At 74.6% G+C, this 23,168-nt stretch carries 19 protein-coding genes; 11 read left to right on the plus strand and 8 right to left on the minus strand.

All coding sequences use genetic code 11. The features are described 5' to 3' along the window. The first annotated feature begins 8 nt into the window (after window positions 1-8). The 3 genes from ACPFP2_RS22630 (at window position 9) to ACPFP2_RS22640 (ending at window position 4,353) form a co-directional block, all read left to right on the plus strand. Window positions 9-1,121 (plus strand): ATP-binding protein, encoded by a 1,113-nt coding sequence (locus ACPFP2_RS22630; protein WP_424091180.1) that lies wholly within the window; start codon window positions 9-11, stop codon window positions 1,119-1,121. Continuing rightward, entirely contained in the window at window positions 1,118-3,925 is a 2,808-nt protein-coding gene (locus ACPFP2_RS22635; protein ID WP_424091181.1) for a hypothetical protein, read from the plus strand. Before ACPFP2_RS22630 ends, ACPFP2_RS22635 begins: the two co-directional genes overlap by 4 nt. Window positions 3,926-4,011: 86 nt before the next feature. Next, entirely contained in the window at window positions 4,012-4,353 is a 342-nt protein-coding gene (locus ACPFP2_RS22640) for an MmcQ/YjbR family DNA-binding protein (protein WP_424091182.1), read from the plus strand. 99 nt (window positions 4,354-4,452) lie between these two features. Here the strand turns inward: ACPFP2_RS22640 and ACPFP2_RS22645 are convergent, their stop codons facing one another. Then, on the minus strand, window positions 4,453-5,913 hold the full coding sequence (locus ACPFP2_RS22645) for a flavin-containing monooxygenase (protein WP_424091183.1): 1,461 nt from the start codon (window positions 5,911-5,913) through the stop codon (window positions 4,453-4,455). Between the two features lie 37 nt (window positions 5,914-5,950). Continuing rightward, complete coding sequence (locus ACPFP2_RS22650) at window positions 5,951-7,471, minus strand: hypothetical protein (RefSeq protein WP_424091184.1); 1,521 nt, start codon at window positions 7,469-7,471, stop codon at window positions 5,951-5,953. A 57-nt stretch (window positions 7,472-7,528) separates the two neighbouring features. Between ACPFP2_RS22650 and ACPFP2_RS22655 the strand changes: the two genes are divergently transcribed. Continuing rightward, the gene (locus ACPFP2_RS22655; RefSeq protein WP_424091185.1) at window positions 7,529-7,957 is read left to right on the plus strand and encodes a type II toxin-antitoxin system Rv0910 family toxin; all 429 of its coding nucleotides are present in this window, start codon (window positions 7,529-7,531) and stop codon (window positions 7,955-7,957) included. Here ACPFP2_RS22655 and ACPFP2_RS22660 read toward each other — a convergent pair. Further along, a complete protein-coding gene (locus tag ACPFP2_RS22660; RefSeq protein WP_424091186.1) occupies window positions 7,937-8,629 on the minus strand; it encodes a TetR/AcrR family transcriptional regulator in 693 nt (230 codons plus the stop codon). The genes ACPFP2_RS22655 and ACPFP2_RS22660 overlap by 21 nt on opposite strands. 33 nt (window positions 8,630-8,662) lie before the next feature. After that, the gene (locus ACPFP2_RS22665; RefSeq protein ID WP_424091243.1) at window positions 8,663-10,336 is read right to left on the minus strand and encodes a GMC oxidoreductase; all 1,674 of its coding nucleotides are present in this window, start codon (window positions 10,334-10,336) and stop codon (window positions 8,663-8,665) included. A 78-nt stretch (window positions 10,337-10,414) separates the two neighbouring features. Between ACPFP2_RS22665 and ACPFP2_RS22670 the strand changes: the two genes are divergently transcribed. Genes ACPFP2_RS22670 through ACPFP2_RS22690 form a run of 5 tightly spaced genes read left to right on the plus strand, consistent with a single transcriptional unit; the run spans window position 10,415 to window position 17,012 of the window. Beyond that, window positions 10,415-11,266, plus strand: a complete 852-nt coding sequence (locus ACPFP2_RS22670; RefSeq protein WP_424091187.1) for an alpha/beta fold hydrolase — start codon at window positions 10,415-10,417, stop codon at window positions 11,264-11,266. Between the two features lie 31 nt (window positions 11,267-11,297). After that, window positions 11,298-12,464, plus strand: a complete 1,167-nt coding sequence (locus tag ACPFP2_RS22675; protein WP_424091188.1) for an acyl-CoA dehydrogenase family protein — start codon at window positions 11,298-11,300, stop codon at window positions 12,462-12,464. Continuing rightward, entirely contained in the window at window positions 12,454-13,674 is a 1,221-nt protein-coding gene (locus ACPFP2_RS22680; protein ID WP_424091189.1) for an acetyl-CoA C-acetyltransferase, read from the plus strand. Before ACPFP2_RS22675 ends, ACPFP2_RS22680 begins: the two co-directional genes overlap by 11 nt. A 15-nt stretch (window positions 13,675-13,689) precedes the next feature. Continuing rightward, window positions 13,690-15,861 (plus strand): 3-hydroxyacyl-CoA dehydrogenase NAD-binding domain-containing protein, encoded by a 2,172-nt coding sequence (locus ACPFP2_RS22685; RefSeq protein WP_424091190.1) that lies wholly within the window; start codon window positions 13,690-13,692, stop codon window positions 15,859-15,861. Further along, window positions 15,858-17,012, plus strand: coding sequence for a CaiB/BaiF CoA transferase family protein (locus tag ACPFP2_RS22690; protein ID WP_424091191.1), 1,155 nt, complete (start codon window positions 15,858-15,860; stop codon window positions 17,010-17,012). Before ACPFP2_RS22685 ends, ACPFP2_RS22690 begins: the two co-directional genes overlap by 4 nt. 132 nt (window positions 17,013-17,144) lie before the next feature. Here the strand turns inward: ACPFP2_RS22690 and ACPFP2_RS22695 are convergent, their stop codons facing one another. Continuing rightward, entirely contained in the window at window positions 17,145-17,366 is a 222-nt protein-coding gene (locus ACPFP2_RS22695; RefSeq protein ID WP_424091245.1) for a hypothetical protein, read from the minus strand. Window positions 17,367-17,607: 241 nt separating this feature from the next. Continuing rightward, window positions 17,608-18,351, minus strand: a complete 744-nt coding sequence (locus tag ACPFP2_RS22700) for a YqjF family protein (RefSeq protein ID WP_424091192.1) — start codon at window positions 18,349-18,351, stop codon at window positions 17,608-17,610. Window positions 18,352-18,577: 226 nt separating this feature from the next. On the opposite strand from ACPFP2_RS22700, the gene ACPFP2_RS22705 reads away from it, so the two are divergent. Continuing rightward, complete coding sequence (locus ACPFP2_RS22705) at window positions 18,578-20,839, plus strand: catalase (RefSeq protein WP_424091193.1); 2,262 nt, start codon at window positions 18,578-18,580, stop codon at window positions 20,837-20,839. Between the two features lie 71 nt (window positions 20,840-20,910). Here the strand turns inward: ACPFP2_RS22705 and ACPFP2_RS22710 are convergent, their stop codons facing one another. After that, window positions 20,911-21,543, minus strand: a complete 633-nt coding sequence (locus ACPFP2_RS22710) for a M23 family metallopeptidase (protein WP_424091194.1) — start codon at window positions 21,541-21,543, stop codon at window positions 20,911-20,913. Window positions 21,544-21,690: 147 nt separating this feature from the next. Between ACPFP2_RS22710 and ACPFP2_RS22715 the strand changes: the two genes are divergently transcribed. Further along, window positions 21,691-22,587, plus strand: a complete 897-nt coding sequence (locus ACPFP2_RS22715; protein ID WP_424091195.1) for a bifunctional helix-turn-helix transcriptional regulator/GNAT family N-acetyltransferase — start codon at window positions 21,691-21,693, stop codon at window positions 22,585-22,587. A gap of 16 nt (window positions 22,588-22,603) precedes the next feature. Here ACPFP2_RS22715 and ACPFP2_RS22720 read toward each other — a convergent pair whose 3' ends face one another. Then, window positions 22,604-23,134 carry an adenylate kinase gene (locus ACPFP2_RS22720; RefSeq protein WP_424091196.1) on the minus strand — a complete coding sequence of 177 codons (531 nt, stop codon included), beginning with the start codon at window positions 23,132-23,134 and terminating at the stop codon, window positions 22,604-22,606. Window positions 23,135-23,168: the final 34 nt, after the last annotated feature.

The following is a 23,168-nucleotide window of genomic DNA, read 5'->3' on the forward strand; positions in this document are numbered from 1 at the left end:
ATCACCACATGTCCGAGATGTTGCGTGCCCCCGCCGAGGTCAAGTACGCCGACGAACTCGACTACCTGGAGTCGGTCGACACCGGGCCGAAGCCGTTCTCCTGGCGACTGAGCCCGCGCATGGTGCGGCTGTTCGTCCTGGGCTCCGAGCGGGCCGACGGCCTGGACCGGGAGATCGCGCAGAAGTGGTTCGGCGACCGCAGCTTCGTCGAGCGGAGCATCGTCACGCTGGCCTCCGACCGGGGCCTGCTGCTGATCGGTGACCCGGGCACCGGCAAGAGCTGGCTGGCCGAGCTGCTGTCCGCCGCGATCTGCCGCAACTCCACCCTGGTGGTGCAGGGCACCGCCGGCACCACCGAGGACCACATCAAGTACTCCTGGAACGTCTCCATGGTCATCGCCCGCGGGCAGTCCCGCGAGTCGATGATCCCCTCGCCGATCATGACCGCCATGGAGCGGGGCGTCATCGGCCGCTTCGAGGAGCTGACCCGCTCCACCAGCGACGTGCAGGACGCGCTGATCTCGATCCTGTCGGAGAAGTACGTCTCCATCCCCGAGCTCAACGACGACAACATCGTGTTCGCCAAGCCCGGTTTCTCGGTCATCGCCACCGCGAACAGCCGCGACCGCGGCGTCAACGACCTGTCGTCGGCGTTGAAGCGGCGGTTCAACTTCGTCCGCATCCCGGTGGTGACCAACAAGCGCAGCGAGGCGGAGATCGTCCGGTTCCGCACCGAGGAGCTGCTGCGCCGGCACTCCATCGAACTGGACGTGCCACCGACCCTGCTGGACATCCTGCTGCAGAGCTTCGCCGACCTGCGGGCCGCCGCCGCGTCGGCGACCAGCGACGACGAGAAGCTGGAGTCGGCGCTGTCCACCGCCGAGCAGATCGGTGTGCTGGAGGACGCGATCCTGCACAGCCAGTTCTTCGGCGACCGTACCCTGCGCCCGGAGACCCTCGCCGGGTCGCTGATGGGCTCGCTGGCCCGGCGCAGCCCGGAAGACCTGGCGATCCTCAACAAGTACCTGCACGGCGTGGTCGAGCCGCGGGCCAAGCAGGACGGCGGCGGCTGGGAGGGCTTCCTCGACGGCGGCCGCCAGGCGATCGCGTCGCTGTCATGACCGTGCCCGCCCCCACCGGCCCGTTCGCGGTGCTGCGTGAGCAGCTCGCCGAGGCGGCGGCCACCTTCGGCGGGTCACCCGACGCGGTGGCCGGCATCCTCGCCGGCATGGTCGACGACGTCGACCGCGCCCTCGGCGAGCCGCTGGAGATCTTCCCGGTCTGCCACCACTCGCCGGCCTCCGCGCTGGCGATGGTGCGCCGGCTACGGGCCAAGCAGCCCAAGGTGATCTACCTGGAGCTCTGCGAGGATCTCCAGCCGCTGTTGGGCGAGCTGCGCAACTGCCGCCTGCCGGTGGCCGTGCAGGCGTTCGCCTCGGAACTGGAGGGCTTCCCCGCCGAGTGGGGCCCGCTCAGCGTCGTCGCGCCGGTCACCGAGGCCTCCGCCGAGTACCAGGCCATCGCGTACGCGCTGGAGACCCCGGGCGTCGAGCTGGTGCTGGTCGACCGCTCCACCGACCACGTCTTCCAGTGGACGCCCCGCGACGACACCCCCGCCGAGGGCGGTGACACCGAGCCGCCGGCGGCCCTCGACGAGGACGCCGCGCTGCACGGCGACGCGGTCGGGGTGGAGATCGGCGAGCTGCGGCCCCGCTTCGCGGAGCTGGAGGCGTACCTGCTGCACCACGGCAAGGTGCGGCACTGGTCGGAGTGGTGGGACCAGTACGTCGAGCAGCCCCTCGCCGACGCCGACCACGACACCTACCGGCAGGTGATGGTGCTCATCGGCAGCCTGTTCCGGCGGCTGCGCCCGGCCGGGTCGGACCGGACCGACCGGGACGAGGACCGGGAGCGCTACATGTGGACGCGGATGCGGCAGCACCTGACCGCGTCCGGGGCCGACCCGGCCGACTGTCTCTACGTGTGCGGGGCGTTCCACGCCGCCAGCCGGGTCGAGCAGTTCGGGCTCGCCGCCGACGCCCCGCCCTTCGAGATCACTCCGCGCACCGGCACCCGCTGGCGTTACGGGCTGATCCCGTCCAGCCATTCCGCGATCGAGGCGCAGTTCGGCCTCGCCTCCGGCTCGGTCTCCATCGCGGCCGCGGCCTGGACGAAGGCGGTCTCCCGCTCCGGTCTGGTCCCGTTCCGCCTGGACGGGCAGCGCGGTGGGCGTACCCGGCGCGGCAAGGGCGGGCCCGCTCCCTCCCCCGCCGCCCCGGTCACCGACCGGCTCTCCGGGTTCCTGGCCGCGCCGCCCACCCCGGGCGGCCTGGACGAGGCGGAGCTGCGGGGCTGGTGCGTCGACATCGTGCGGCTGGCCCGACGCAACGGCTACCTGGCCAGCACGGCCGACGCGATCGCGGTGTTCGAGACGTCGATCCTGCTGGCCGGGCTGCGCAACCGGGCCCGCCCCACCCCGTACGACTTCGCCGACGCGGCCGTCACCTGCATCGAGAAGGACGTGGTGCCCGGCCGGCGCGACGTCCGGCGGCTCTGCGAGATCCTGCTCGGCGGCGACCGGGTCGGCCAGGTCGGCTACGACGCCCTGCCGCCGCTGGCCCGCGACGTGCTGGACCGGTTGGCCCCGCTCGGGCTGGACCTGGAGAAACGGACCGTGCAGCGGGCGCTGCTGGACCTGCACGGCGATCCGGCGCTGGCGCCCTGCTCGGATCTGCTGTGGATGCTGCGGCACCTGCTCCCGCCGGACGCGGTCCGCCCGATCATGGGCGAGCGCCGGCTGGGGCACCGGTCGATCCAGGAGAGCTGGGACCTGGCGCTGGGCCGCAACCAGCGTGCCCTGATCGAGCTGGGGTACGAGGGGGTGACCGTCGAGCAGGTGCTGGAGCAGCGGCTGCGCCGGGCGGTGCGGGGTCCCCGGGCGACGGCGGCGGTCGCCCTCGGGGCGGTCGAGGACGCCATCCGGCTGCTGGACAGCCCTCGCCTGGTCGACGAACTGGGCGCCCGGGCGGTGGAGCTGCTCGCCGCCGAGCGCACCGTCGACGACGCCCCGGAGGTGCTGCGCCGCATCCGTCGGCTGCTCGCCCACCATCGGGCGTCGGGAGCGCTGCCCGCCTGGTGCCGGGCGTTCGTCACCACCGGGTACGCGCACTACTGCACCCTGCTGCCCACCGCCGTGGTGGACGAGGAGACCGGCGTCCGCCAGGTCGGGGCGATGCTGGGCTTCCTGTTCGGCATGGAGGGGCTGGCGCTGTCGCTGGGCTGCGACCGCTCGCAGCTCGAACTCGCCGTCGCGCAGTCGCATCCGGAGACCCCGGCGAAGGTGGCCCTGCTCTGGGCCGCCCGGCACCAGCTGGGTCTGCTCTCGCTGGCCGAGCTGCGGGAGCGCTGCGCGGAGCTGCTCGGCAACCCGCTGGTGGTGCCGGCGTTCCCGCAGTACCTCTCCGGGTTCGTGCAGGCGTTGGAGCCGGTGCCGGCGCTGGCGCCGTTCGTGGTGGAGACGATGTCGACCGCGTTCGCCCGGCTGCCCGACCCGGTGCTGCTGCCCTGGCTGCCGACGCTGATCACCACCCTGCGCGACCAGGGCCCGGAGCTGGTGCCGCTGCTGGTCCGCGAGGCGGGGCGGACCTTCCCCGGCACCCTGCCGGCGCTGGACGCCTGGGTGCCGCCGTGGATCGCGCCCGCGCCGGCGGTGCCGGCCACCCCGGCCGTCGCGGCGGGGCCGGTCGCCGCGCTGCTCGCCGCACACCCGGAGCCGGTGGACGCGGTGGCGGCGCTGCTCGGCTGCGACGCCGCCTGGCGGCCGGTGGACGGGCCGCCGGGCGCCTCGGAGGTGGCCGCGCTGCTGGCGGCACACCCGGGCACGGTCGACGCCGTGGCCGGGCTGCTGGTGGCGGCCGGACGGTAGCCGACGCCTGCCGGCCGGCTCGCGGGCCCGGGACACGGACCCCGCGAGCCGGTCGGCGTGTCGGGGGGCGGCGCTACGGTGGCGGGGTGGTCACCGTCGCCGACGTCCGCGCCCTGGCCCGGACCCTGCCCCGCAGCAGCGAGCACCTGATCCACGACCGGGTGAAGTTCCGGGTCGGCCGGCTGGTGTACGTGGCGTTCTCGCGCGACGAGCAGACCATGGGATTCGCCTTCCCGAAGGAGCAGCGCGCCGGTCTCGTCACGGCCGACCCGCAGCTGTTCCTGCTGCCGCCCGCGTCCGACCTGCGGTTCAACTGGGTGTGCTGCCGGGTCGAGCGGCTCGACGGGGCGCAGATGACCGGACTGGTCACCGAGGCGTGGCGGATGGTGGTGCCGGCGTTCCTCGCCCGGCAACGGCTGGGCCACTGATCCGGTCGCGCCCACCTGCCGGACATCAGGCGCGCACCGACCAGGCCCGGGGCCGCAGGTCGCCCGCGCGCAGGGCCGGGGAACGGCGCCGCAGGTCGCTCAGGTGGGCGGCCGGCCGTAGTCGGCGGGCCGGAGCCGGGCCGTGGCGCGCCGGTACTCCCCCGCCAGGCCGGGCCAGTTGGTGACGACCCGACCGCCGGGGGTGCGGTACCAGCTCTGACACCCGGTCCAGACACTGCCGGCGAGCCGCCGTTGCAGGTCGGCGTCGTAGGCGGCGGCCACGCCCGCGCGCACGTCCAACGGTGGCCCGCCGGCGGCGATCAGGCGTACCGCCTGGGCGATGTAGCGCGCCTGGGCCTCGTGGAAGTAGACGACCGAGGTGTTGCCGGTGTTGGTGTTGGGGCCGTACATGAGGAAGAGGTTCGGGAAGCCGGGCACGGCCATGCCGAGATAGGCGTGCGCGCCGTCGTGCCACACCTCGTCCAGACGGCGGCCGTCGCGGCCGGTCACCCGGATCGGGGTGAGGAAGTCGGTGGCGGCGAAGCCGGTGCCGTAGACCAGCACGTCGCACGGGTGGGTGACGCCGTCGGCGGTGCGGATGCCGTCCGTGGTGACCTCGACGATCTTCTCGGTGACCAGGTCGACGTCGGGTCGAGTCAGGGTGGGCAGCCAGTCGCTGGTGAACAGCACCCGCTTGCAGCCCATCGGTTCGTCCGGGGTGACCCGGGCGCGCAGGTCGGGGTCGCGGACCTGCCAACGGCGCTGCGCGGCCGACAGCGCGCGCAGCAGGGCGCCGGCGGCCCGGTTGCCGGTGACGGCGAGCCCGGTCACCACGGTCATCGCCCAGACGCCGGCCCGGGGCAGGCGCATCAGCCACGGCCACCGCCGGTACGCGCCGCGGCGCAGCGCCCCGTAGCGGCGGTCCGGTTTGGGCAGGGTCCACGGGGCGGTGCGCTGGAACACGGTGACGTGGGCGGCGCGTCCGGCGATCGCCGGGACCAGTTGGATCGCGCTGGCGCCGGTGCCGACCACGGCGACCCGGGCGCCGTCGATGCGTACCGTCGGGTCCCAGCGGGCGGTGTGCACGGCCGGGCCCGGGAAGCGCCGCGCGCCGGGCAATGCCGGCACCACCGGCCGGGAGAGCTGCCCGACCGCCGGGATCAGCACGTCGGCGACCAGTTCCTCGCCGGTGGCGGTGCGCACCCGCCAGCAGGAGCCGGCCTCGTCCCAGGTGGCGTCGGTGACCTCGGTGCGCAGCCGGACCCGGCCGGTCAGGCCCAGGTCGTCGGCGCAGCGGCGCAGGTAGGTGAGGATCTCCGCGTGCGACGGGAAGCGCCGCGACCAGTCCGGGTTGAGCGCGAAGGAGTACGAGTACAGCGGTGCGGGGATGTCGCAGGCGCACCCGGGGTAGCTGTTGTCGCGCCACACCCCGCCGATCCCGTCGGCCTTCTCCAGCAGCACGATGTCGTCGTAGCCGGCCCGCAGGAGCGCGGCGGCGGCCGCCACCCCGCCGAACCCGGAGCCGATGATCGCCACCCGGGGCGTGCGGTCACTGTCCACGTCGTGCACTCCTCACCCGCGCTGCGCGCCGGTCGGGTCAGATGGTGAAGGTGCCGTCGCCGTCGAGGCGTACCCGGGCGCCGATCGGGTCGGCCTGCGCCACGGCGGTGACGGTGTCGGGGTGGGTGCTGCCGGCGAGGGCGCGGGCGCCGTCAGGCAGCAGGCAGCTCGCGTACGCGGCGGACGGCTCGCCGTCGCGGTCGTAGGTGGCGGTCCAGGACTCCACGGTGGCCTCGCCCCGGTGCCCGTCGGTGAGCCGGCGGCGTGGCGTGGCGTCCACCTCGCCCTGCACGTCGGCGTACCGGAAGGGCGTGCGCGGTGGCGCGGCGGTGAGGACGGTGACGGCGTGTTTGGTGAGGAACCAACCCACGGCGGTGGCCAGGGCGGCGTCGTCGGGCGCGCCGGCGCGCAACCGCCCGGTCAGCTCGGCGAGGGCGTGGAAGGTGTAGCTGCTGGCGGGCCCGCCGGCGAAGGTCAGGCCGCCGGTGACGGTCGGGGTGCGCCGGTCGAGGTCGACGCCGAGTTCGGCGGCGGCGACCTGCACGGCGGACGGGAAGCAGGAGTAGAGGTCGAGGTGGGCGAGGTCGTCGACGCCCCGGCCGACGGCGGCGAGCACGGCCCGCCCGGCGGACGCGATGGCGGGTGAGCGGTGCAGGTGGGCACGTTCGCCGACGTGCCAGTGGTCGGTGGCCCCGGCGCCGGCGGCGACGAAGACCCACCGGTCGCGGGGCACGCCGAGGGCGGCGGCGGTGCCGGCGGAGCAGAGCAGCACGGCGGCGGCCTGGTCGACGGCGATGTTCGCGGTCAGCAGCTTCGGGTAGGGGTGGGCGATGAGCCGGTTGGCCGGGCCGGGGGTGGTGATCCGCTCGGCGTCGGGTGGGTCGCCGTCGACGCACCCGTACGGGTTGGCCGCGGCGATTTGGGCGAATCGGGCCCACAGGTCGCCGAGCCAACTGGTGTGCTCGGCGACGGGGACGATGCCGGGGGCGTCGGTGGCGCGCAGGCCGGGCCAGCCGCCGGCGGCGCGGATCGCGTTCTCGAACAGGGGGTAGTAGTTGAGCGGCTGGTAGAGCCCGGCGCGTTCCTCGGCCGGGTGCGACGGGGCGCGGTCGGTGCCGAGGACCTGCGGGGCGCCGGGGACGTCGGGGGTCTCCGGGTCGTCGGCGAGGCCGGCGCGCAGTGCCCGGATGCCCTCGCCACCGGCGAGCAGTGTCACCTGGTCGTCGCCGGCCCGGATCACCGCGGCGGTGTGGTGCAGCAGGTCCAGGGGCGCGGTGCCGCCGGGGTGGGTGCTCAGGGTACGGCCGGCGGGAGCGCCGAGCGTGGCGGCGAGGGTGGCTGCCGGGTCGGTGGCGGACCAGCTCAGGCAGTGGGCGACGCCGACGGTGCGCAGCCGGGCGCGGACGGCCGCGGCGGCGCCGGTGTCGTCCAGCGCCCGCTGGGCCGCCGTGCGGATGAGCGCCGCTGCCGGGGTGGCGGCGGTGCGGTCGCGGTGGGCCGCCTGGCCGACTCCGATGAGGACCGCGGCGGCCGGGTCGACGCCGGCGGGGCCTGTCATGCGGCCGAACGTAGCAGCTTGTTGACATGCTGCCAATAGCTTCGTAGCGTCCCGGTCATGACGACCGTGATCTCCACCGTGGAGCTGCCCGCCTCCCCCGAGCGGGTCTGGCCGGTGCTCGCCGGGCCGGCCGAGCTGGGCCGCTGGCAGACCACCCACCTGGGCTACCAGGGCGCCGAGCCGGCCGCCTTCACCGACGGCACGACCTTCACCCAGAAGGTGCGGGTGATGGGCATGCCCGCCGAGGTGACCTGGACGGTGGCCGAGATCGCCGAGAACGCCCTGCTCGCCATGACCGGCAGCGGGCCGATGGGGATCACGCTGCACAGCAGCTACGAGGTCGAGCCGACGCCGAGCGGCTCGCGGGTGCGACTCTGCCAGCAGGTGCGGGGCACCGCCGTGGCCGCCGTCGCCGGGCCGCTGGAGCGGGAGCTGCGCAGCGCCCAGGAACAGTCGCTGGCCCGGCTACGCGACGCCGTCGGCTGACCGCCCGCCGCCGCGCCGCACGCCCGCCGGCCGGGTGTCCGGTGACCGCCCCGGGCCGGCGACCACGGCGGGCACGACCTGCTCCACGATCGCCAGCAGGGTGGTGGCGAGCAGCAGGTGCACCTGCTCCCGGGTCAGCGCGCCGCGCTGGAGCCACTCCCGGGCGGTCGAGGTGGCCAGCCCGCCGTAGGCGCGGATCATTCCGCGCAGCTCCTCACGGTGGCTGGTGACGTCGGCCAGCCCGACCGCGACGAGCACGCTGTCCGCCGCGACCTCCTCGGCCTCGCTGAGCACCCGGGCGACGTCGGCGTCGTGGCCCATCCCGCCGGCGGTGACCGCCGCCAGCCATGAGGTGCTGTGCCGGGAGACCACGTCGAGGAACCAGGCGACGCTGGCGTCGACCCGGGTGCGCAGGTCACCGGCGGGCAGCCGCTGCACGGCCACCTCGGGGACGGTCACCATCACCCGGATGACCTCGAGGTACAGGTTCTTCTTGGTGCCGAAGTAGTGGTTGATCAGCCCCCGGGCCACGCCGGCCTCGCGGGCGATGTCCGTGGTCGACACGTCCGCGTACGGGCGCGCGCCGAAGAGCCGGACCGCGCAGGCGAGGATCTGCCCACGGCGGGCGTCGGGCTCCAGCCGCCGGCGTCGGGGTTCGGTCTCAACGCTCACCCGCCGACCCTATCGGCAGCTCACGGGCGCGGCCTAGGTCAGCCGCAGCGCGGCCGGGGCCGTCGCCGGCACGGCGGGGTGCCGGGGCGCCACCGGGTCCACCCGCCGGTACCCCTGCCCGAGCGCCGGTCGTGGGTCGGGCTGCCCGGCGTTGGGCCACATCGCCACCGCCCGCTCGGCGAGGGCGGTGATGGTCAGCGACGGGTTGACGCCGAGGTTCGCGGCGACCGCCGAGCCGTCGATCACGTGCAGCCCCGGGTGCCCGTACAGCCGGTGGTAAGGGTCGACGACCCCGTGCGACGGGTCCGGCCCGATCGGGCAGCCGCCGATGAAGTGCCCGGTGACCGGGCGGCCGACCAGTTCGGTGAGCGCGCCCAGCGGCACCCCGTCGATCTTGTCGGCGACCCGGCGGGCCACCTCGTGGGCGGCCGGCACCCAGGCCGGGTTCGGCTCGCCGACGCCCTGCCGGCTGGTCAGGCGACGACGGCCGAGCGGCCCCCGCCGGGTGTAGAGGGTGATCGAGTTGTCCAGCGGCTGCATCGCCAGCAGCACGACGGTCTGCTCCGACCAGCGGCCGGGCCAGGCGAGCAGGCGCAGGTCGCGCCAGCGGCGGGCCAGCTCGCGCAGGCCGGCGGCCCAGCGGGGCCGCCCGCCGGTGTCGTCGACCAGCACGGTGGCCAGCAGCCCGAGCAGGTTGCTGCCCGGCCCGTAGCGGACCGGCTCGACGTGGGTCACCGGGTCGGGATGGATCGACGAGCCGATCGCGACGCCGTGGCTGAGGTCGGTGTCGCGGCGGCGGGTGCGCGCGCCGAGGATCGACTCGGAGTTGGTCCGGCTCAGTTCGCCGAGCCGCGGCGAGATCGCCGGCAGCAGCCCCCGGTCGCGCATCCGGTGCAGCAGCCGCTGGGTGCCCAGCGCGCCGGCCGCGAGGATCACCTGACCGGCGGTGAACCGGCGCCGGCGCAGGGTGCCGCCGGTGCGCCGGGTGTCGACGGCGTAGCCGCCGTCGGGCAGCGGGCGCACCGCCGTCACGGTGGTCAACGGGTGCACCACCGCCCCGGCCGCCTCCGCCAGGTAGAGGTAGTTCTTGACCAGGGTGTTCTTGGCGCCCTGCCGGCAGCCGGTCAGGCAGGAGCCGCAGAGCGTGCAGGTCCGCCGGGCGGGCCCCGCGCCGCCGAAGAAGGGGTCCGCGACGGCCGCGCCGGGCGCGTCGCCGAAGAGCACCCCGACCGGGGTACGCCGGTACGTGTGCCCGACGCCGAGGTCGTCGGCGACCGCCCGCAGCGCCCGGTCGGCGGCGGTCTCGACCGGGTTCACGGTCACCCCGAGCATCCGTTTCGCCTGGTCGTAGCAGGGGGCGAGTTCCGCCGCCCAGTCGGTGACGTCGGCCCACTGGGGGTCGGCGAAGAACGCCAGTGGCGGCTCGTAGAGGGTGTTGGCGTAGCCGAGGGAGCCGCCGCCCACCCCGGCGCCGGACATCACCAGCACGTCGCGCAGCAGGCTCAGCCGCAGGATTCCGTAGCAGCCGAGCGCGGGGGCGTAGAGGTAGCGCCGCAGTCGCCAGGAGGTGGTCGGGAACTCGGTGTCGGCGAACCGGCGGCCGGCCTCCAGGACGCCGACCCGGTAGCCCTTCTCGGTCAGCCGCAGCGCGCTGACGCTCCCGCCGAACCCGGAGCCGATGATCAGGACGTCGTAGTCGTACGTCATGGCGTACGGTGGCACCACTGTTGTCACTGTGTCAACAAGGGTCTTCCGCCGACCTCGTGACGGTGCCAGGGTGGACGGGTGCGCTCCCCCGACCCGACCCGGCTGGCCCACTCCCGGCGCGGCGCCGGCCCGCCGCTGGTGCTGATCCACGGCATCGGCAGCCGCTGGCAGGTGTGGCAGCCGGTCCTCGACGAGCTGGCCCGGCACCGGGACGTCATCGCGGTGGACCTGCCCGGCTTCGGCGCGTCCCCGCCGTGGCCCGACCCCGGCCCCGGCGTGCGGCCCGGTTCGGTGGACCACCTCGCCGACCGGGTGGCCGCCTTCCTCGACGCCCTCGGCGTGTCGGGGTACGCGGTGGCCGGCAACTCCCTCGGCGGCGGCGTCGCGCTGGAGCTGGGCCGGCGGGGCGCGGCGCGGGCGGCCGCCGCGTTCTCGCCGATCGGGTTCTGGGGTCCGCTCGGACGGCGCTGGTGCCAGCTCGTGGTCGGCGGCGCGCGCACCGCCGGGACGGCGCTGGGACCGGCGCTGCCCCGGGCGTTCGCCCACCGGGTCGGCCGGGTGGCGCTGTGCGGGGTGTTCTACGGCCATCCGGGACGGTTGACGCCGGCCGAGTGCGTGTCGTCGGCGGCGGCGCTGGCCGGCGCCCCCGGTTTCGCGGCGGCCCGGTCGGCGTTCGGCGACTGGCAACTGCACCCGGCGCAGCCGGACGGTGGGCGGCCGGGCCGGCACCGTGGGCCGGGCGCGTTGGCCGCGATCCCGGTGACGATCGCCTGGGGCACCCGTGACCTCGTCCTGCCGTACCGGAGTCAGGCCCGGCGGGCCCGGGCGGCGCTGCCGGCGGCCCGGCACGTCGCGTTGCCCGGCTGCGGGCACCTGCCGTTCGCCGACGCTCCGGCGACCTGCGCGCGGTTGCTGATCGAGACTTGTTGACACGCCGCCAACAAGCGGTGAGGGTGTACCCATGCCGACGCCTGGACTCGACACCTACACCTCGCCGTGGCGGGAGCCCGAGCACGACGACCTCGCCGAACTGGCCCGCGACTTCTTCACCAAGGAGGTGCTGCCGCACACCGAGCGGCTGCTGGCGCAGGGCCACCCGGACCGCGAGCACTACCGGCGTGCCGGCGAGCTGGGCCTGCTCGGGCTCTCCGTACCCGAGGAGTACGGCGGCGGGGGCGGCGGGTTCACCCACGAGGCGGTGCTGCTGCACGAGCAGGCGCACTGCGGCGAGAGCACCCTCGGGCTGGCCGTGCACAGTGGCATCGTCACCGGCTACCTGGTCGCCTACGGCAGCGAGGAGCAGAAACGGCGCTGGCTGCCCGGACTGTGCAGCGGCGAACTGGTCGGCGCGATCGCGATGACCGAGCCCGACGGCGGGTCCGACCTGCAGGCGATGCGGACCCGGGCGGTCCGCGACGGCGACGACTACCTGGTCACCGGGGCGAAGACGTTCATCAGCAACGGCGGGCTCGCCGACCTGATCATCGTGGCCGTCAAGACCGACCTCGAGCAGCGCGCCGCCGGCATCTCCCTGTTGGTCTGCGAGGTCGGCGGCGGACCGGCCGGCTTCCGCCGGGGCCGGCTGCTGTCGAAGATCGGGCTGCACGGCAACGACACCGCCGAGCTGTTCTTCGACGACCTGCGGGTGCCGGCGGCGAACCTGCTCGGCGGCGCCGAGGGGCTCGGCTTCTTCCAGATGATGCAGGCGCTGCCCCAGGAACGGCTGGTCATCGGCGTCGGCGCGGTCGCCGCGATGCAGCGCGCCGTCGAGCTGACCACCGCGTACGTCAAGGAGCGCACCGCCTTCGGCAAGCCGCTGATCGGGCACCAGAACACCCGGATGGTGCTGGCCGAGTGTGTCACCCGGACCCGGGTCGCCCGGGTCTTCCTCGACGACTGCATCGCCCGGCACGACCGGGGCGAGCTGGACGTGGCCACCGCGGCGATGGCGAAGTCCTGGCTCACCGAGGGGCAGTGCGAGGTCGTCGACCGGTGCCTGCAACTGTTCGGCGGCTACGGCTACACCACCGAGTACCCGATCGCCCGGATGTACGCCGACGCGCGGGTGCAGAAGATCTACGGCGGCACCAACGAGATCATGAAGGAGCTGATCGCCCGTGCCCTCTGACGGCGAGGCCTACGTCTACGACGCCGTGCGCACCCCGCGCGGGCGCGGACGCGACACCGGCGCCCTGCACGGCGTCAAGCCGATCACCCTGGTCGTCGGGCTGATCGACGCGCTGCGCGAACGGCATCCCGGGTTGGACCCGCAGCGGCTGGAGGACCTGCTGCTGGGCATCGTCACCCCGATCGGCGAGCAGGGTGGCGACCTGGCCCGCGCGGCGGCGCTGCTGGCCGGGCTGCCCGACCACGTCGGCGGGGTGCAGCTCAACCGGTTCTGCGCCTCGGGGTTGGAGGCGGTCAACCTGGCCGCCGCCCGGATCCGCTCCGGGTGGGAGCACCTGCTGCTCGCCGGTGGCGTCGAGTCGATGTCCCGGGTGCCGATGGGCGCCGACGGGGCCGCCTGGGCGATGGACCCGGAGACCGCCCTGGCCACGTCGTTCGTGCCGCAGGGCATCAGCGCCGACCTGATCGCCACCCTGGAGGGCTTCACCCGCGACGACGTCGACTCGTACGCGCTGCGCTCGCAGGAGCGGGCCGCCGAGGCGTGGGCCGGCGGGCACTTCGCCCGCTCGGTGGTGCCGGTCCGCGACGCCAACGGGCTGGACATCCTCACCGTCGACGAGCACCTGAGGCCGGACACCACCCGGGAGGCGTTGGCGAAGCTGTCGCCGTCGTTCGCCACCGTCGGCGAGATGGGCGGTTTCGACGCGGTCGCGTTGCAGCGGTTCCACTGGCTGGAGGCGATCGAGCACGTGCACCACGCGGGCAACTCGTCGGGCATCGTGGACGGCGCGGCCCTGGTGCTGATCGGCTCCGACACGGTCGGTCGGGAGCTGGGGCTGACCCCGCGGGCGCGGATCGTGGCGACCGCGGTCAGCGGGGCCGACCCGACGCTGATGCTGACCGGGCCGATCCCGGCCACCCGCAAGGCCCTCGACGTCGCCGGGCTGGGCGTGGCCGACATCGACCTGTTCGAGATCAACGAGGCGTTCGCCGCGGTGGTGCTCAAGTACGTCCGTGACCTGGGACTGGACCCGGACACGGTCAACGTCAACGGCGGGGCGATCGCCATGGGGCATCCGCTGGGCGCCACCGGCGCGATGCTGCTCGGCACCGCCCTGGACGAACTCGAACGCCGCGACCTGCGCCGGGCCGTGGTGACCCTGTGCATCGGCGGCGGCATGGGCGTCGCCACCGTCATCGAGCGCTGCTGAACCGGGAGGACCACCATGACCGACACCATCCGGTACGACCGCGGCGCCGACGGCATCGTCACCCTCACCCTCGACGACCCGGACCAGTCCGCGAACACCATGAACCGGGCGTACGCCGCCTCGATGAGCGCCGTGCTGGACCGGCTGGAGGCCGAACGCGACGACCTGACCGGGGTCATCGTCACCAGCGCCAAGCAGACCTTCTTCGCCGGCGGTGACCTGGACGAGATGGGCCGGGCCACCCGGGCCGACGCGCCCGCGCTGGCCGAGCTGCTCGGCACGATCAAGCGCGACCTGCGCCGGCTGGAGACCCTGGGCCGCCCCGTCGTCGCGGCGATCAACGGCGCCGCGCTCGGTGGCGGCCTGGAGATCGCGCTGGCCTGCCACCGCCGCATCGCGCTGGACGCGCCCGGGTCCCGGATCGGGCTGCCCGAGGTGACGCTGGGGCTGCTGCCCGGCGCGGGCGGCGTGACCCGTACGGTGCGGCTGCTCGGCCTGGCCGCCGCGCTGACCACGGTGCTGCTCACCGGCCGGCGGATGCGCCCGGCCGACGCGCTCGCCGCCGGGCTCGTCGACGAGGTGGTCGCCGACCGCGAGGAGATGCTGGCCAGGGCCCGCGAGTGGATCGCGGCGAACCCGCACCCGGCCCAGCCGTGGGACCGCCCGGACTACCGGATGCCCGGCGGCACGCCGGCCAGCCGGGGGTTGGCGGCGCAGCTGCCCGCGTACCCGGCGAACCTGCGCAAGCAGCTCAAGGGGGCCCGGCTGCCGGCGCCCGAGGCGATCCTGGCCACCGCCGTCGAGGGGGCGCAGGTCGACCTGGAGACCGCGCTGACGGTGGAGACCCGGCACCTGATCACCCTGCTCACCGGGCAGATCGCCAAGAACATGATCGGGGCGTTCCACGTCGACCTGCGGGCGGTCAACGGCGGCGCGGCCCGGCCGTCCGGGGTGGACGCCGCGCCGGTGCGCAAGGTGGCGGTGCTCGGCGCCGGCATGATGGGCGCCGGCATCGCGTACGTCTGCGCGAAGGCCGGGCTCGAGGTGGTGGTCCGCGACGTCTCCGAGGAGGCCGCCGGCAGGGCCCGCGAACACGCCGGGAAACTGCTCGCCAAGGCGGTGCGTCGGGGCCGGCTCGGCGAGGCCGACGCGCAGGCCGTGCTGGACCGGATCACCACCACCGCCGGCCTCGACGCCCTCGCCGGCTGCGACGCGGTGATCGAGGCGGTCTTCGAGGACCCGGCGCTCAAGCAGGCCGTCTTCGCCGAGGTCACGCCGGTGGTGGCGGCCGACGCGTTGCTCGCCTCCAACACCTCCACCCTGCCGATCACCGGCCTGGCCGCTCAGGTGGCGCGACCGGCGGACTTCATCGGCATGCACTTCTTCTCCCCGGTGGACAAGATGCCGCTGCTGGAGATCGTGGTCGGCGAGCGGACCGGCGACGTCGCGCTGGCGCGGGCGTTCGACCTGGGCCGGCGGATCGGCAAGACTCCGATCGTGGTCAACGACGGGCGGGGCTTCTTCACCAGCCGGGTGATCGGCAGGTTCATCGACGAGGCGGTCGGCATGGTGGCCGAGGGGGTACCGGCGGCGTCGGTCGAGCAGGCCGCGTTGCAGGCCGGGTACCCGACCGGGCCGCTCGCCCTGGCCGACGAGGTCAGCCTGACCCTCATCCAGCGCATCCGGCGGCAGTTCGAGGCCGCCGGGGAGGGCTTCGTGGCCCTGCCGTCGCACCGGCTCGTCGACTCCATGGTCGACACCCACGACCGGCGCGGCCGGGCCGGCGGGCGGGGCTTCTACGACTACGCCGACGGCTCCCGGGGCCGGCTGTTCAGCGGCCTGGCCGACCTGGCCACCGACGCCGGGCGGGCGGTGCCGCTGCACGACCTGCAGGAGCGGATGCTCTTCGCCGAGGCGCTCGACGCGCTGCGCTGCTTCGACGAGGGGGTGCTGCGTACCGAGACCGACGCCAACATCGGCTCGATCCTCGGCATCGGCTTCCCGGCCTGGACCGGCGGGGTGGTCCGCTACGTGCGCCAGTACGCCGGCGGGCCGGCCGGTTTCGCCGCCCGGGCTGCCGAACTCGCCGCCCGCTACGGCGACCGGTTCACGCCCCCCGCCGACCTCGCCGAGCGGCTGGCGGCCGGGTCGCCGGCCCGCGACGGCCAGCCAGTGGGCGCCGCGTGAGCCCCGACGTGCCCGACGACGGCGCGGCGGACGCACGGATCGGCCCGCTCGCCGGGGTACGGGTGATCGAGCTGGCCGGTCTCGCGCCGGCGCCGTTCGGGTGCATGGTGCTGGCCGACCTCGGCGCGGACGTGGTCCGGGTCGACCGGCCGGGTGGGCCCGGCGCGGGGCGGCTGGCCGCTCCGCCGGGCGGGCCGTTGCAGCGCGGCCGCCGGGTCGTCGCGCTGGATCTGAAGTCCCCGGCCGGGGTGGCGGACCTGCTGCGCCTGGTGGACCGCGCCGACGTGCTGGTCGAGGCGTACCGGCCGGGGGTGGCCGAGCGGCTCGGCATCGGGCCGCGGACCTGCCGGGAGCGCAACCCCCGGCTGGTGTACGCCCGGATGACCGGCTGGGGCCAGGACGGCCCGTTGGCCCTGCGGGCCGGGCACGACATCGACTACATCGCGGTGGCCGGGGCGCTGGAGCCGCTGGGCCGGGCCGGGGAGCGCCCGCACGCGCCGCTGAACCTGATCGGTGACTTCGCCGGTGGCGGGATGCTGCTCGCCGTCGGGGTGCTGGCGGCACTGCTGGAGCGGGAACGCTCCGGCGTCGGCCAGGTCGTCGACGCCGCGATGGTGGACGGGTCGGCGCTGCTCACCTCGTTCCTGCACGGCATGCTCGACGCCGGGCTGTGGCCCGCGCCGCGCGGCAGCAATCTGCTCGACGGCGGCGCGCCGTTCTACGACACGTACCGCACCGCCGACGACGGGTTCATGGCGGTGGGCGCGTTGGAGCCGGCGTTCTACGCCGCGCTGCTGGCCGGGCTGGACCTGGCCGACGAGGACCTGCCCGCCCAGTACGACCCCAGCGGCTGGCCGCAGCTGCGCCGCCGGTTCACCGAGCGGTTCGCCGAGCGCACCCGGGACGAGTGGACCGAGGTCTTCGCCGGCCTCGACGCGTGTGTCGCGCCGGTGCTCGCGCCCACCGAGGCGCACCGGCACCCGCACAACGCCGCCCGGGACACCTTCGTCACCGTCGGCGGCCAGGTGCAGCCCGCGCCGGCGCCCCGGTTCGGTCGTACCCCGACGTCGGTGCCGCGACCTGCCCCGGACCCGGAGCGGGACCTGCTGGACGTGGCGACGGTCGTGGAGGGCTGGCCGGCCCGGTCGTGAGTGCCCCCGGCGTCGTCCCGGCGGCGTCGATCGCCGCGCAGGGGTGACGTCGGGTGGCAATCGATCCGAGCCCGGACGCACCGCCCGGCACCGCCCGCAGGGCGGGATCGCCGGTCGGTGGCCCGGCCGCGGCTACGCCGAGCGCCGCAGTTCGCGCCAGCCCGGGGCCCCGGCGCGCCAGGCGTCGGCGAGGATGCTGGCCGAGCTCCGGGTGGAGCACTCCAGCACCTCGGAGCGGCCCTGCGCGCCGCCGATCTGCGCCTGAACCTCCCAGCGACGCCCATCCGTGCGGATGTAGACATCCCGGCGCCCACGGGGCGTGGGGTCCCCGTTCCACCAGTGTTCCTCGACCATCACCTGGCGACCGTACCAGTGCGGGGCGCAGATGCGGCATGGCGGACGGGGCGGGGAAATCGCCAGGTGGGCGCTGGCTGCCGGCCGGAAGGACCACCACCGCGGTCGCACGAGCGGTCCGGACGCCCCGGCGACCGGTCCGGGGGCCGGCATCGCACGACGGTCGGGGCTCGGCGCGAGCGTGCGGACGGGTGGCCCGGGACCGGCTCGGATCATCGCGTGCCGAGCCGCCCGGCCCCGGTCAGGCCGGTCGGCGCAGGGCGACCGGTGGGCCGAACCGGACCGGGACGCCCGGCGAGTACAGCACGCTGGCCGGTGGTCCGGCCGGCGCCGGCAGCCCGGCCGCGCCGATCAGCTCGTCGTCCAGGTGCAGCAGTTCGGCCCGGTGCAAGGGCCAGCGCGGGTGCCAGTTCGGCAGGTGCAGCGTGCGTCCGTGGGCCCGGGTGTGCAGGCCCCAGCGGGCGGTGACGAAGTGCTCCAGCGGGGTCGGCTCGGTGATCGGCCCACCCACCCGGACCACCATCCGGCTCGTCGCGCCGGCCGGGCCGGGCCAGCGGCGGCGGCACCGGTAGGTGAAGCGGTCACCGTCGCGGTCCAGCCGCATCGCCGACCACAGGTACGGCAGTCGCAGGGTGGCGCGGGCGACCAGCACCGGGACCAGTCGGGACGCGTCGAGGGAGCGGAACACCACCGCGCGCCGGCCGGCGCCGTCGACGGAGTAGAGCCGGACGTTGGTCTCCCAGAAGGTACCGAGGTACGGCACTGCCGGCCCACGGCCGAGGCCCAGCCCGACCATGCGGAAGCCGATCAGACCGACGTACGTGCGCCCGTCGAGGGTGTCCGGGCGGGTGCCGGCGGGAAGCAGCGGCGCGACGAGTTCCGGTGCGACCGCCCAGTGCAGGAAGGTGAGGTCCTCCCAGCGCTGCCGCAGCATCGCTCGCCCGAACGCCTGCGTGGGCGCGGCGTCGACCGGCTCGATGTCCACCCTCTCATCCTGCCCCACGGCGGACAGGACCGGCCGTGGGGCGACAGGCGCGGCCGGGGGCGCGCATCGGCCGTGCCGAGCCTGCCCGGGGATCGCCACGGCGAGGAGGGCGGGAGTGACGCGTGAGCGCTCTGGTCACCGGAGGACGGCGGCGCGTTTTGGTGAACCGGCCGGGGGTAGTGCCCCAAATGCCCGCTCGTAGCCGCTTCACGGAGGTACTCGGCCAGTGGAATCCCGCAAGCCCGCCAAGGTGGTCAAGAACGCGGTGGAGACCGCCGCGCAGAAGATGGCCGACGTCCTGACCCCGGACATCCCCGGCGCGCCCGGCAGCGCCCCGCCGACCGTCGAGGAACCGACCACGCCGCACGATCCACTGCCGCCGAAGCCGGAGCAGGCAGCTCCGCAGACCCGTACGCCGACCGGCGCGGAGACCGGCGCGCCGACGACCGCGAACGGCCAGCAGGGCGCCTACCTCACCACGTCGCAGGGGGCGCGCCTGCGCGACACCGACCATTCGCTCAAGGCCGGACCGCGCGGGCCGATCCTGTTGCAGGATCACCACTTCCGCGAGAAGATCACGCACTTCGACCACGAGCGCATCCCCGAGCGGGTGGTGCACGCCCGCGGCGCCGGCGCACACGGCCTGTTCACCAGCTACGGCACCGCCGAGGGGGTCACCCGGGCCGGCTTCCTGAAGAAGGGCCGGGAGACGGAGGTCTTCGTCCGCTTCTCCACCGTTCTCGGCTCGCGCGGCTCGGCCGACACGGTCCGCGACACCCGTGGCTTCGCGACGAAGTTCTACACCGACGAGGGCACCTTCGACCTGGTCGCCAACAACATGCCGGTCTTCTTCATCCAGGACGCCATCAAGTTCCCGGACATCATCCACGCCGGCAAGCCGCACCCGGACCGGGAGATCCCCCAGGCGCAGAGCGCGCACGACACCTTCTGGGACTTCGTCTCGCTGCACACCGAGGCGCAGCACCACACGATCTGGAACATGTCCGACCGGGGCATCCCCCGCTCGTACCGGACGATGGAGGGCTTCGGCGTCCACACCTTCCGCCTGGTCGACGAGGCCGGGGCGACGGTGCTGGTCAAGTTCCACTGGAAGCCGAAACTGGGTGTGCACTCCCTGACCTGGGAGGAGGCGCAGCTGCTCGGCGGCATCGACCCGGACTTCCACCGGCGGGACCTGTACGACGCGATCGAGGCCGGCGCGTACCCGGAGTGGGAACTGGGCATCCAGGTCTTCCCCGACACGCCCGAGGAGACCTTCGCCGGGATCGACCTGCTGGACCCGACGAAGATCGTGCCGGAGGAGCTGGCGCCGGTGCAGCCGGTCGGGAAGCTGGTGCTCAACCGGACGCCGACGAACTTCTTCGCCGAGACCGAGCAGGTGGCCTTCCACCTCGGCCACCTCCCGCCGGGCATCGACGTCACCAACGACCCGCTGTTGCAGGGCCGGCTGTTCTCGTACGTCGACACGCAGCTCACCCGGCTGGGCGGGCCGAACTTCTCGCAGATCCCGATCAACCGGCCGCACGCGGCGGTCAACGACATGCTGCGCGACGGCTTCCACCAGCAGGCCGTGCACGCGGGGGTCGCGCCGTACCGGCCGAACTCGCTCGACGGCGGCAATCCGTTCCCGGCGGGCGACGACGAGCAGGCGTTCGTCGACGTGCCGGTGACGGTGACGCAGGCGCCCAAGGTCCGCGCGAACCCGGTCTCGTTCGACGACCACTTCAGCCAGGCCCGGCTGTTCTGGCTGAGCATGTCGCCGGTGGAGAAGGAGCACATCGTGCGCGCCTACACCTTCGAGCTCGGCAAGTGCTACCACCAGGCGATCAAGGAACGGCAGCTGCGCTGTCTGGCCGACATCGACCCGGTGCTGTGCGCGCAGGTCGCCGCCGGCCTGGGCCTGCCCGCGCCGGAGCCGACCGTGCCGCCGGCCGACGTCACGCCCAGCCCCGCGCTGTCGCAGGTCGGCAAGCAGTGGCCGACCGACGGCCGGGTGGTGGGGATCGTGGTCGACGCCGACAGCGACCTCGACGGCGTCGGCGAGGCGCGCCGGGCGGTCTTCGGCGCCGGCATGGTGCCGCTGCTGGTGGCCGCGCACGGCGGCACGGTGGGGGACATGCCGGTGCAGCGCACCTTCGCCACCGGCCGGTCGGTGGAGTTCGACGCGCTCCTGCTGGCCGGGGCCCCGGCGCCGGCGCCCGACGCGATCGGCGCGCGGGACGCCAAGGCGGACGCGGCGGACTCGGCGAGCGTCGATCCGCGTGTGCTGCTCCTGGTCGAGGAGTGCTGGCGGCACGCCAAGGCGATCGGCGCGTGGGGTGGCGGTGTCGCCGTGCTGCGGCAGGCGGGGGTGACCGACAGCCCCGGGGTCGTCGCGGCCGGCTCCGCCGTCGACGCCTTCAGCGCGGTGAAGCAGTTGATGGCCGGGCACCGGGTGTGGGAGCGGTTCCCCGCGACCATCTCCTGACCCGCCCGGTCATCCGCCGAGGGGCTGTCCTCCCGTTGCCGGAGGACAGCCCCTCGGCATGTCGACGCGGGTCAGCGCGGCGCGCAGTTGTTGCTGGTGAGTTTCACCGTGTACTCGCGGTCGTCATGGGTGATGCCCGACGGCGCGCCGTCGAAGTAGGTCTCCACCTTCTGCCAGCCCCGGCGCTGCTCGTAGTGCAGGTGCGGCGCGCCGGAGTTTCCGGTGCTGCCGACCCGGCCGATCTGCTCACCCTGGGCCACCCGCTGACCGACCCGGACCAGTGGTGGTTCGAGCAGGTGCAGGTACTGCGTCTCCCATCTGCCGCCGTGGTCGATCTTCACCCAGTACCCGCCGCCACGACCCCGTGGGCCGTCAGGGTCGTCCGGGGTGCGGGCCCCCAGCGACCCGTTGATCCCCGCCACGGTGACCTCGCCGGCGTACGAGGCGAGCACCGGTCGTCCCCACGCCTCGCCCACGGTGGGGAACAGGTCGACGTCGTAGTCGTCGTGGCCGGGGTAGGTGCCCAGCCGCCACGTCTCGCCGCAGGCGACGGGGAGCTGGAACGGCGGGCGTGGGCCCGGCGGGAGCAGCAGCGGCACGACGATCACGGCAACGGCGACGAGGGCCGCGACGACGCCCGCGATCAGGACCACCCGGGCGACACGGCGACGCGTGCGGCGCGTGCTCGGCTCGCCGGTCGTCACCGCCCGATCATGACAGACGCCGGCAACCGGCCGGTCGACGCCGGCTTGCCGCAACGGGTGGGCGTCTCCACCCGGGTCGGCTCGGCCGCCACGCCGTCGGGCCGACAGGTCAGCGGCAGCGGTGAATGCCTGACTAAAGTCAGAGATATGGACTCGGAACTCACCGCCGCGGTACGGCGGTTCAACCGGACGGTCACCCAACGGGTGGGGGCGCTCGACGACGAGTACATGGCCCGTGGCCGCCCGCTGGCCCAGGCGCGGCTGCTGTGGGAGATCGGCCCCGACGGCGCCGAGGTCGCGGCGTTGCGAACCCGGCTGGGGCTGGACTCCGGGCATCTCAGTCGGCTGCTGCGCGCCCTGGAGGGTGACGGCCTGGTCGTGGTCCGGCCGGCCGATGGGGTCGGAGGGGACGGGCGGGTGCGGGACGCGGTGCTCACCGCCGCCGGGCGGGCCGAGTGGGCCGCACTCGACCAGCGCTCCGACGAGTTCGCCCGGTCGATCCTCGCACCGCTCACCGCGCAGCGCCGCGAACGGCTCGTCGCGGCGATGGCCGAGGTCGAACGACTGCTCATGGCCTCGATGGTGGTGATCGAGGTGTGCCCGCCGGGTGACCGGAGGGCACGGGCGTGCATCCGGGCCTACGCCCGGGACGTCGCCCGCCGGTTCGACGACGGGTTCGACCCGGCCTTGAGCAGCCCGGTCCACGACGACGATCTCGTCCCACCCGCCGGCGTGTTCCTGCTCGCCACCCTCCACTGCGAGCCCGTCGGCTGCGGCGCGGTCAAGCTCCACCGCGACGCGCCCGCCGAGATCAAGCGCGTCTGGGTGGCGGACGCGGTACGCGGGCTCGGCGTCGGCCGGCGGATCCTCGGCGAACTCGAACGGCACGCCGCCGAGCGGGGCTGGACGACGGTCCGGCTGGACACCAACCGCCGCCTGACCGAGGCGATCGCGATGTACCGCACGGCCGGCTACCGCGAGATCGCGCCGTACAACACCGAGCGCTACGCGCACCACTGGTTCGAGAAGCAGCTGACACCGTGACGGCGTCGACGGGCGGTCAACGGCGGGGCAGCTCGGCCAGCCAGCGTTCCAGCTCCGCCGGACGACGGAACAGCAGCACCGGCGGCCCGGACGGATCGGCCTGCCAGGCCCGCATCCGCCGCCGGGCCCGGCCGAACGCGCAGGCGTGCCACAGCAGGATGGAGTCCCGGGACAGCACGCTGCCCAGCGACTCCCGGTTGCCGTTGCAGATCTCCTCCCCCGTCACCAGCCGCCGCAGGGTACGGCGCAGCAGGCGCCAGAAGGAGCGCCAGCGCGGGTAGTCCAGGCCGACGACCAGGTCGGCGCGGGCCAGCGGCACGTCCCGCCAGCCGTGGTACGCCCCGTCGAGGATCCACCGCTCACCTCGGCAGATCGCCTCGATCCGGCTGCGTTGCTGCGCGACGGGCACCTCGACCCAGCCGGACTGCCAGAGCAGGTCGTCGACCGGGTGCCAGGGCAGCCCGAGGCGCTCGGCCAGCCGCGCGGCGAGGGTGGACTTGCCCGCGCCGTACACCGCGTAGACCAGGATGCGGGACGGCGTGCTCATCGCGGCAGCGTACGACGCCGGCACAACCGGTGCG

Source organism: Micromonospora citrea (assembly GCF_049629545.1).
Classification (GTDB): domain Bacteria; phylum Actinomycetota; class Actinomycetes; order Mycobacteriales; family Micromonosporaceae; genus Micromonospora; species Micromonospora citrea_A.

Excerpts from the sequence above, each read along its gene's own strand:
- ACPFP2_RS22630 (WP_424091180.1), top strand. The coding sequence starts at position 9 with ATGTCCGAGATGTTGCGTGCCCCCGCCGAGGTCAAGTACGCCGACGAA.
- ACPFP2_RS22635 (WP_424091181.1), top strand. The coding sequence starts at position 1,118 with ATGACCGTGCCCGCCCCCACCGGCCCGTTCGCGGTGCTGCGTGAGCAG.
- ACPFP2_RS22675 (WP_424091188.1), top strand. The coding sequence starts at position 11,298 with ATGCCGACGCCTGGACTCGACACCTACACCTCGCCGTGGCGGGAGCCC.
- ACPFP2_RS22665 (WP_424091243.1), bottom strand. The coding sequence starts at position 10,336 with ATGACGTACGACTACGACGTCCTGATCATCGGCTCCGGGTTCGGCGGG.
- ACPFP2_RS22695 (WP_424091245.1), bottom strand. The coding sequence starts at position 17,366 with ATGGTCGAGGAACACTGGTGGAACGGGGACCCCACGCCCCGTGGGCGC.
- ACPFP2_RS22655 (WP_424091185.1), top strand. The coding sequence starts at position 7,529 with ATGACGACCGTGATCTCCACCGTGGAGCTGCCCGCCTCCCCCGAGCGG.
- ACPFP2_RS22720 (WP_424091196.1), bottom strand. The coding sequence starts at position 23,134 with ATGAGCACGCCGTCCCGCATCCTGGTCTACGCGGTGTACGGCGCGGGC.
- ACPFP2_RS22715 (WP_424091195.1), top strand. The coding sequence starts at position 21,691 with ATGGACTCGGAACTCACCGCCGCGGTACGGCGGTTCAACCGGACGGTC.
- ACPFP2_RS22685 (WP_424091190.1), top strand. The coding sequence starts at position 13,690 with ATGACCGACACCATCCGGTACGACCGCGGCGCCGACGGCATCGTCACC.
- ACPFP2_RS22650 (WP_424091184.1), bottom strand. The coding sequence starts at position 7,471 with ATGACAGGCCCCGCCGGCGTCGACCCGGCCGCCGCGGTCCTCATCGGA.